This is a genomic window from Pseudomonas sp. O39 (genome assembly GCF_045447295.1).
GTDB lineage: Bacteria > Pseudomonadota > Gammaproteobacteria > Pseudomonadales > Pseudomonadaceae > Aquipseudomonas > Aquipseudomonas antarctica_A.
The window spans coordinates 104686-112506 of sequence record NZ_JBJGXV010000022.1; the positions used below are offsets into that span (position 1 = coordinate 104686).

Annotated in this window: 5 protein-coding genes; all 5 read left to right on the forward strand. The window is 60.7% G+C overall.

All coding sequences use genetic code 11. The features are described 5' to 3' along the window. The first annotated feature begins 78 nt into the window (after positions 1 to 78). The 5 genes from ACI77D_RS23460 to fabB all read left to right on the forward strand — a co-directional run bounded on the left by ACI77D_RS23460 (position 79) and on the right by fabB (position 7037). Positions 79 to 2211, forward strand: coding sequence for a TonB-dependent siderophore receptor (locus ACI77D_RS23460; protein ID WP_082895854.1), 2133 nt, complete (start codon positions 79 to 81; stop codon positions 2209 to 2211). 1 nt (position 2212) lies between these two features. Then, entirely contained in the window at positions 2213 to 3142 is a 930-nt protein-coding gene (locus ACI77D_RS23465) for an ABC transporter substrate-binding protein (RefSeq protein WP_407017588.1), read from the forward strand. Then, positions 3139 to 5040: an ATP-binding protein gene (locus ACI77D_RS23470; RefSeq protein ID WP_407017589.1), complete on the forward strand. Its 1902-nt coding sequence runs from the start codon at positions 3139 to 3141 to the stop codon at positions 5038 to 5040. Before ACI77D_RS23465 ends, ACI77D_RS23470 begins: the two co-directional genes overlap by 4 nt. Positions 5041 to 5289: 249 nt before the next feature. After that, positions 5290 to 5805, forward strand: a complete 516-nt coding sequence (gene fabA / locus ACI77D_RS23475) for a 3-hydroxyacyl-[acyl-carrier-protein] dehydratase FabA (protein ID WP_032859207.1) — start codon at positions 5290 to 5292, stop codon at positions 5803 to 5805. Between the two features lie 11 nt (positions 5806 to 5816). Then, on the forward strand, positions 5817 to 7037 hold the full coding sequence (gene fabB / locus ACI77D_RS23480; RefSeq protein WP_053255243.1) for a beta-ketoacyl-ACP synthase I: 1221 nt from the start codon (positions 5817 to 5819) through the stop codon (positions 7035 to 7037). The last annotated feature ends 784 nt before the right edge of the window (positions 7038 to 7821 follow it).

Below are 7821 nucleotides of genomic sequence, written 5' to 3' on the forward strand. Positions count from 1 at the left end.
AATTGCAAGGTCCACGACTGGCAAATGGCCCCACCTCAGTTAACATGGGCGGCTATTCGTAATTATCAAGGCCGTGCCGTGTATCTGGGCCCTCCTCCTCGCTCATCTCTGTTGTGGATGTTGCCGTTGACACTGTCGTGCAGTGCAACGGCGCTGGCTGATGACCTGTTCCTCGACAGCCAGCCGCTGCCGCAGGTGCTGACGGCCACACGCCTCAAGCAATCGGCGGCGGCCGTGCCCGGCAGCATGACAGTGATCGACAGCGAGCTGATCAAGGCCAGCGGCGCACGGGACATCGCCGAGCTGCTGCGGCTGGTGCCGGGGATGATGGTCGGCTACACCACCGGCAATCAGGCGGCAGTGAACTACCACGGCACCAGCGCCAGCGATGCACGGCGCATGCAAGTGTTGATCGACGGGCGTTCGGTGTATCGCGCGGGCCTGGCGACGGTGGACTGGAGCGATATTCCGGTCGCCATGGAGGATATCGAGCGCATCGAGGTATTCCGTGGCCCCAACACCGTCAGTTACGGCGCTAATGCACTCATGGCGGTGGTCAACATCCTCACGCGCTCACCGGCCAACAGCCACGGCTCGCGGGTCAAAGTCATCCGTGGCGAGCGCGGGATCAACGACTTCTACGCCAGCCAGGGCGTTGGTTGGGAAACCGGCGACTTGCGCCTTTCGATGTCGGGGCAACAGGACGATGGTTTTGACAGCGACGCGGTCGGTGCTGACCGCCGTGACGGTCGGCGCCTCAACCGTTTCAGCCTCGCCGTCAGCCAGACACTGAACGCGCAGCAGAGCATCGACTGGCAATTTGACGCCAAGGAAGGGACCAATCAGCGCCCCTATACCTACGCCCCGGTATTCGCCGGGATTACCGAAGGTGGTACTAATTCCGATGTCGTCGCCAAGGACTATGCCGGGTCAATGCGCTGGAACGTTGAGTTCAACCCCGAGCACAGTTTGTACATTCAGGGCTCGGCCCAGCAATGGGACCGTCAGCAAGTCTGGAAGGCCTGTGACGCCAAGGTGTCGTTCAGCCCGGAATTGACCCGGCTATGGCAGTTGAACCCCAACTATGCCGAACAACTGGCCCGTCATATGGACCGCTACACACCAGGCAGCCCGCCACCTGGCAGCAGCGCCGAGCAGGCGCTGGCCGATGAAGTGCTAAAACAATGGGGCAACGACGGCAAAAACCCGGTCTGCGGCGACATCGACCAAAGCACTCGCGAAAGCCGCTACGACCTGGAGATTCAGGACACCCTGAGCCTGTCCGACAGCCTGCGCCTGGTCAGCGGCATGAACTACCGCTACGACCGCGCCGATTCCGACACTTACTTCAACGGCACCCTGGACGACACCACCTGGCGCTTGTTCGGCCACCTGGAATGGCGCGCCAGCGAACACTGGCTGCTGCAAGGCGGCGCCATGTATGAAGACACCTACTTAAGTGGCAACTCGCTGACGCCACGGGTGGCGGTCAATTATCTGATCAACCCGCGCCACGGCCTGCGGGCGGTGTACTCCGAGGCAATTCGCTCGCCGGACATGTTCGAGAACAACGTCAACTGGAGCTACCGCGTCACCAATCTGAGTTCCCCGGCCTACGGGCAGAATTCCGGGCAATATTTTGTGGTAACGCGAGGCCCGGGCAACCTCGATAAAGAGTTGATGCGCTCGCGAGAGCTGGGCTACAACGGTTTCTTTGCCGACCTCGGGCTCAATGTCGACGTGAAACTGTTCTATGACGAAATCACCGACATGATCAGTTCGCCGCTGCGCAATAACCAGTACATTGCCAGCAACGCCAACAGCGCGCGGTTTACCGGTGCCGAGTCGCAATTTGACTGGCGCATGAGCAGCGCCGACCGTCTGCGGCTCACCTATGCTTACGTCGATGCCACCTCCAGCAACCCGCTGGACAAGGCACAAACTGCCCGCAACAGTGGCTCGGCCGGTTGGTTGCGCGAATGGGGCCACGGCTGGTCCAGTGCGCTGTTCTACTATGGCGACGATGCACTCAACCAATATCGCTTCGAACGGGTCGACCTGCGGGTGGCCAAGCGCATTGCCTTGGGCAAAGCCAATGTGGAGCTGGCCGGCATGTTGCAACAACGCCTCGATAACCAGCCCACCACCTGGGCCGACAACAATTACGACAGTCGCCACGTCCTCTACTTCAGCGCGGAGTTAGAGTTCTGACATGGGCGATCAGTCACGGATGACCCTCCATTTCTTATCCAGGCTCTGGCGGCGTGGTGTGCTGCTGGCATGCCTGCTGATGGCTGCGCCGGCGTGGAGCGCGGACATCCTGCTGACCGCCGCCGAAGACGGTGCCGGCGTACAAGCCTTTACCCAGGCCCTCGCCCGGCAGCGCCCCGAAGACCATGTGACCTTTACCCCGCTCAAAGACCTGCCCGCCCCGAGCCAGTTGCCTGCCAGCACCCGCCTGATCCTGCTGGACCTGCCCGGTCTCGACTGGCGCCTGCAGGACACTCAGGGTCCGCCGACCCTGGTGTTGCGCATCAGCCGCCTACAAGCTCGCCAACGCCTGGGCACCGCTCAGCCGGCGAAAATCAGCCTGCTGTGGAGCGACCCGCCACTGGCACGCCAGTTGAACCTGATTGCCAACATCCTGCCCCAGGCTCGACGCATCGGCGTGCTCTACGGCGCCGACAGTGAATTCCTGCTGCGCGAATTGGCCCAATACGCCGCGCCCATGGGGCTGGAGATCGTGCCGCAGCTCTGGGACAACATCAGTGACAGCCGCCCGCTGCAAAACCTGCTCAAGAACAGCGATGTGCTGCTCGGCCTCGACGACCCACGGCTGTACAACCCGAAAACCGTGAAGAACCTGTTGCTCAGCAGCTACTCCCAGCAACTGCCCCTGGTGGGCCCCAACGCCGGGTTCGTCAAGGCGGGCAGCCTGGCCAGCACCTACAGCGACCAGGCCGACTGGCTCGATGTGCTCGACCGGCTGCTGGACCACTCGCCGGCCAGTTGGCCGCGCACCTTGTACCCGGAACACTTCAAAGTCGTGGGCAACTCGCAAGTCGCGCGCTCACTGGGGATCGAACAGGTTGACGAAGCCGCCGTCGCCGCCCGATTGGCCGAAGGAGAAAAACGTCCATGACCTTGCGTCGTCGTTGGGACATCAACACCCGCACCCAGCTCATCACGCTGGGCCCGGCGCTGTTGCTGACCTTGCTGTTGATCAGCTTCTTTACGTTCGTACGTATCCAGGACCTGCGCCAGGAACTCGACCATACCGGCCAACTGATCGCCAACCAATTGGCCCCGGCCACCGAGTACGGGGTTATTTCCGGCAACAACGACGTGCTTGAAAGCCTGCTGCGGGCAACCCTGGCCACGCCTCATGTGCGCTTCCTGGAGATTCAGGACAGCAGCGAAAACATTCTGGTGTATGTCGAACAGCCGTCGGAAACACACGACCGTTCGCTGTCGGTGAAAGTGTTCCAGGCGCCCATCCGCCTGCAACACATCCAGCTGGGCAATGATTTTTTCCAGGACAACCTTATTGAGCCCAGGACGCGGCGCCCGGATTACCTGGGCCGGGTGATCGTCGGCATGTCCAACGATGCGTTCAGCCAGCGCCAACAGGAAATTCTGTTCAAGGCCGGCATCCTCGCCCTGTTTGCCCTGCTCTTCACCTTCCTGCTGGCACGGCGCCTCGCCGCCAGCCTGTCGCAGCCGATCAGCGCCATGGGCCATGCGGTGAAGGCCATCCAGCAAGGCGACTACAAGACGCCGCTGCCGATCGTCGATGACTCGGAGCTGGGCGACTTGTCGCGTCATATCAACAACCTCGCCGAAGGCCTCAACCAGGCCAGCCGCGAGCAGCATCAGGCCATGGCCCAACTGATCCAGACCCGCGAAGAGGCCGAGCGGGCGAACAATGCCAAGTCGGACTTCCTGGCGATGATGAGCCACGAGCTGCGCACGCCCATGAACGGCGTGCTGGGTATGTTGCAGTTGCTGGAAACCACCGAGATGACCGAGGAGCAGACCGAGTACGCCGCACTGGCGTCAGAGTCCACGGAGCATTTGCTCAAGGTGATTAACGACATCCTCGACTTCTCGCGCATCGAACGCGCCGCACTCGAGCTGGAAAATATCCCGTTCAACCTCGCAGACTTGATCAGCAGTTGCGCGCAGGCCTTCCAGCACAGCGCCCAGCAGCGCGGGTTAACACTGGAGTTGCCGATTCCGCCGGGCATGGACTCACTGCGGGTGCAGGGCGACCCGACGCGTATCCGGCAGATCCTGGTGAACCTGATCGGCAACGCGCTCAAGTTCACTGAACACGGCACCGTGACCGTCGAACCCCATTGGCAAACCCTCGACCATGAACTGGTGTGGTTCACCTGCACCGTGCGCGACACCGGCATCGGGATTTCCGCTGAACGCCTGGAGTTGATGTTCGACGCGTTCCAGCAGGCCGACAGCTCCATTTCAAGACGTTACGGCGGCACCGGCCTGGGCCTGCCCATTGCCCGTACGCTGGCTGAACGCATGGGCGGCACACTGCGCGCCCAAAGCGAAGAGGGCCGCGGCTCGGTGTTTACCCTGGAAATTCCACTGGCCATCGACCAGCACAGCCTGCCTGCGATCGCGCAGGACCGCGAAGGCAAAACCGGCGCAGGCGACGGTCGCCATGTGTTGCTGGTGGAAGACAACCCAGTCAATCGCACCGTGGTCGAAGCCATGCTGCGCAGCCTGGGGTTTGAAGTGAGCCTGGCCACCGATGGCGCCGAGGCAATCCGAAGCGCCGAGAGCCTGATATTTACGGCAATCCTGATGGACTGCCGCTTGCCATTGATCGACGGCTACGAAGCCACGAGGCAGATTCGCCAGCTGCCAGGCTGCGCCGACCTGCCGATCATTGCCCTGACGGCCAACGCTTTGCAGGGTGATCGCGAAGCTTGCCTGGCAGCGGGAATGAACGATTACCTGGCTAAGCCGTTCAAACGCACGGATTTGCAGCAAATCCTGCAGCGCTGGGTGCAATAGCGCCGCGCCATCAACCAACTGCGACTGGCGTGAAAGACGAAAGTGCGGCAGTCTTAGGCACCCAAACGGGCCGATAAACAGGCTCGGTTTAAAATTTCAGTGAACAAGTGTACATTGAGTGCCTTGACGCTGTGACTTTCACTACAACGCAATAGTCTATGTGTAGGCTGCCGATATGAGGCATGAACGCTTCATTCGGTTCGGGAAGATTTGCCCTACCCTGCCGCATGGGATTATTGAGGAGCTCGCATGACCAAACAAAACGCCTTTACTCGGGAAGACCTGCTGCGCTGCAGTCGCGGTGAGCTGTTCGGCCCAGGTAACGCGCAACTGCCCGCCCCGAACATGCTGATGGTGGATCGCATCACCCATATCAGCGAAGAAGGTGGCAAGTACGGCAAAGGTGAATTGGTCGCCGAGCTGGATATCACCCCTGACCTGTGGTTCTTCGCCTGCCATTTCGAAGGTGACCCTGTCATGCCGGGCTGCCTGGGCCTCGACGCCATGTGGCAACTGGTTGGCTTCTACCTGGGCTGGCAAGGCCTGCCGGGCCGCGGTCGTGCCCTGGGTTCGGGCGAAGTGAAGTTCTTTGGCCAAGTCTTGCCGACTGCCAAGAAAGTCACTTACAACATTCACATCAAGCGCGTCCTCAAGGGCAAGCTGAACCTGGCCATCGCCGACGGTTCGGTGACTGTCGACGGTCGCGAGATCTATACTGCCGAAGGCCTTCGGGTCGGCGTATTCACTTCCACTGACAACTTTTAAGGGTTATCCGCATGCGCCGCGTCGTTATCACTGGTCTGGGCATCGTTTCTTGCCTGGGCAATGACAAAGAGACCGTCACCGCTAACCTGCGTGCAAGTCGCCCTGGCATCCGCTTTAACCCGGAATATGCCGAAATGGGTCTGCGTAGCCAGGTTTCCGGCTCCATCGACCTGCCCCTCGAAGAACTGATCGATCGCAAGATCTATCGCTTCGTCGGCCACGCTGCCGCTTACGCTTACCTGGCCATGAAAGACGCCATTGCCGATTCCGGCCTGAGCGAAGACCAGGTATCGAACGTACGCACCGGCCTGATCGCCGGCTCCGGCGGCGCATCCACCCTGAACCAGATGGAAGCGCTGGACATCCTGCGCGAAAAAGGCGTGAAACGCGTTGGCCCGTACCGTGTAACGCGGACCATGGGCAGCACTGTTTCGGCCTGCCTGGCCACGCCGTTCCAGATCAAGGGTGTGAACTACTCGATCTCCTCCGCCTGCGCCACCAGTGCTCACTGCATCGGTACTGCGGTTGAGCAGATCCAACTGGGCAAACAAGACATCGTGTTCGCCGGTGGCGGTGAAGAAGAGCATTGGAGCCAGTCGTTCCTGTTCGATGCCATGGGCGCCCTGTCCACCCAGTACAACGAAACCCCGGAAAAGGCCTCCCGCGCCTACGACGCCAAGCGTGACGGTTTCGTCATCGCCGGCGGTGGCGGCATGGTCGTGGTCGAGGAGCTGGAACACGCCCTGGCCCGTGGTGCAAAGATCTACGCGGAAATCGTCGGCTACGGCGCCACTTCCGACGGCTACGACATGGTTGCGCCAAGCGGTGAAGGCGCCATCCGTTGCATGCAGATGGCCATGTCCACCGTTGACACCCCAATCGACTACCTGAACACCCACGGCACGTCGACTCCGGTCGGCGACGCCAAGGAAATGGAAGGTGTGCGTGCGGTATTCGGCGACAAGGCTCCGGCCATCAGCTCTACCAAGAGCCTGTCCGGTCACTCCCTGGGCGCCGCCGGCGTTCACGAAGCGATCTACTGCCTGCTGATGATGGAAGGCAACTTCATGGCCGGTTCGGCCAACATCGAAGAGATCGACCCGGTCGTTGCCGATATGCCGATCCTGACCAAGACCGTTGAAAACGTCAAAATCGACACCGTGATGAGCAACAGCTTCGGCTTCGGTGGCACCAACGCCACCCTGGTACTGAAACGCTGGCAGGGCAAGTAAGCCCCGCAGGTTGATCATGTAAAAAAGCCCCGACTGGTTCGGGGCTTTTTTATGGGCAACTGAAAAGGTGCGATCGAGTCGCCCGCATCGCAGCATAGGTATCTACACATCTTTTTTTACGGGTTGAGTGCTGTGGTTGTCGGGGGGCGCTGAGTACATATCCGTTGTTTGGGTCACGGCTGACATGGGTTCCGCCCTTACGGCGGGTCACTTTGGAAAAGCCCCAAGTCCACCACTCGGCACCTCACCTGCGGCATCACGAAGCGGGCCGCCGCGACGGGCCGTTCCTGCCCCGTCGCGGCTAAACCGGCGTCCTGCCGGTTTAGCCGCGCCGTAATACCTGCGTTCGGCCAGCGTGGTTAACGGGGCGCCTAAGATCAAAATCAACAGCAGATCAAAATCAAAAGCAGAGCACGGCAGCCTGGTAGCCTGGTAGCCGACCTGATATTGGAAGCTGAACCCAATCAAATGTGGGAGCGGGCTTGCTCGCGAAAGCGGTGTGTCAGTTACAAATAAGTTGACTGACACACCGCATTCGCGAGCAAGTCGAATCGTCGCACCGCCGCTCCCACATTTGGAACTCATTTCATCCGGTAAAAGTGGTGTTGCTGTGCTGTTGCCATGCTTTTGCTTCAACCACTCAGGTCGGCTACCAGGCCGCCGTGCTCTGCTGTTGATCTGCTGTTGATCTTGATCTGACAGGCCCCGTTAACCACGATGGCCGAACGCAGGCTTGAATCCGTGGGCAACCCGGCAGGACGCCGGGTTAGCCGCACTGGGCCAA

Coding starts and splice junctions, on each gene's coding strand:
- ACI77D_RS23465 (WP_407017588.1), top strand. CDS start 2,213: ATGGGCGATCAGTCACGGATGACCCTCCATTTCTTATCCAGGCTCTGG.
- ACI77D_RS23470 (WP_407017589.1), top strand. CDS start 3,139: ATGACCTTGCGTCGTCGTTGGGACATCAACACCCGCACCCAGCTCATC.
- fabA (WP_032859207.1), top strand. CDS start 5,290: ATGACCAAACAAAACGCCTTTACTCGGGAAGACCTGCTGCGCTGCAGT.
- fabB (WP_053255243.1), top strand. CDS start 5,817: ATGCGCCGCGTCGTTATCACTGGTCTGGGCATCGTTTCTTGCCTGGGC.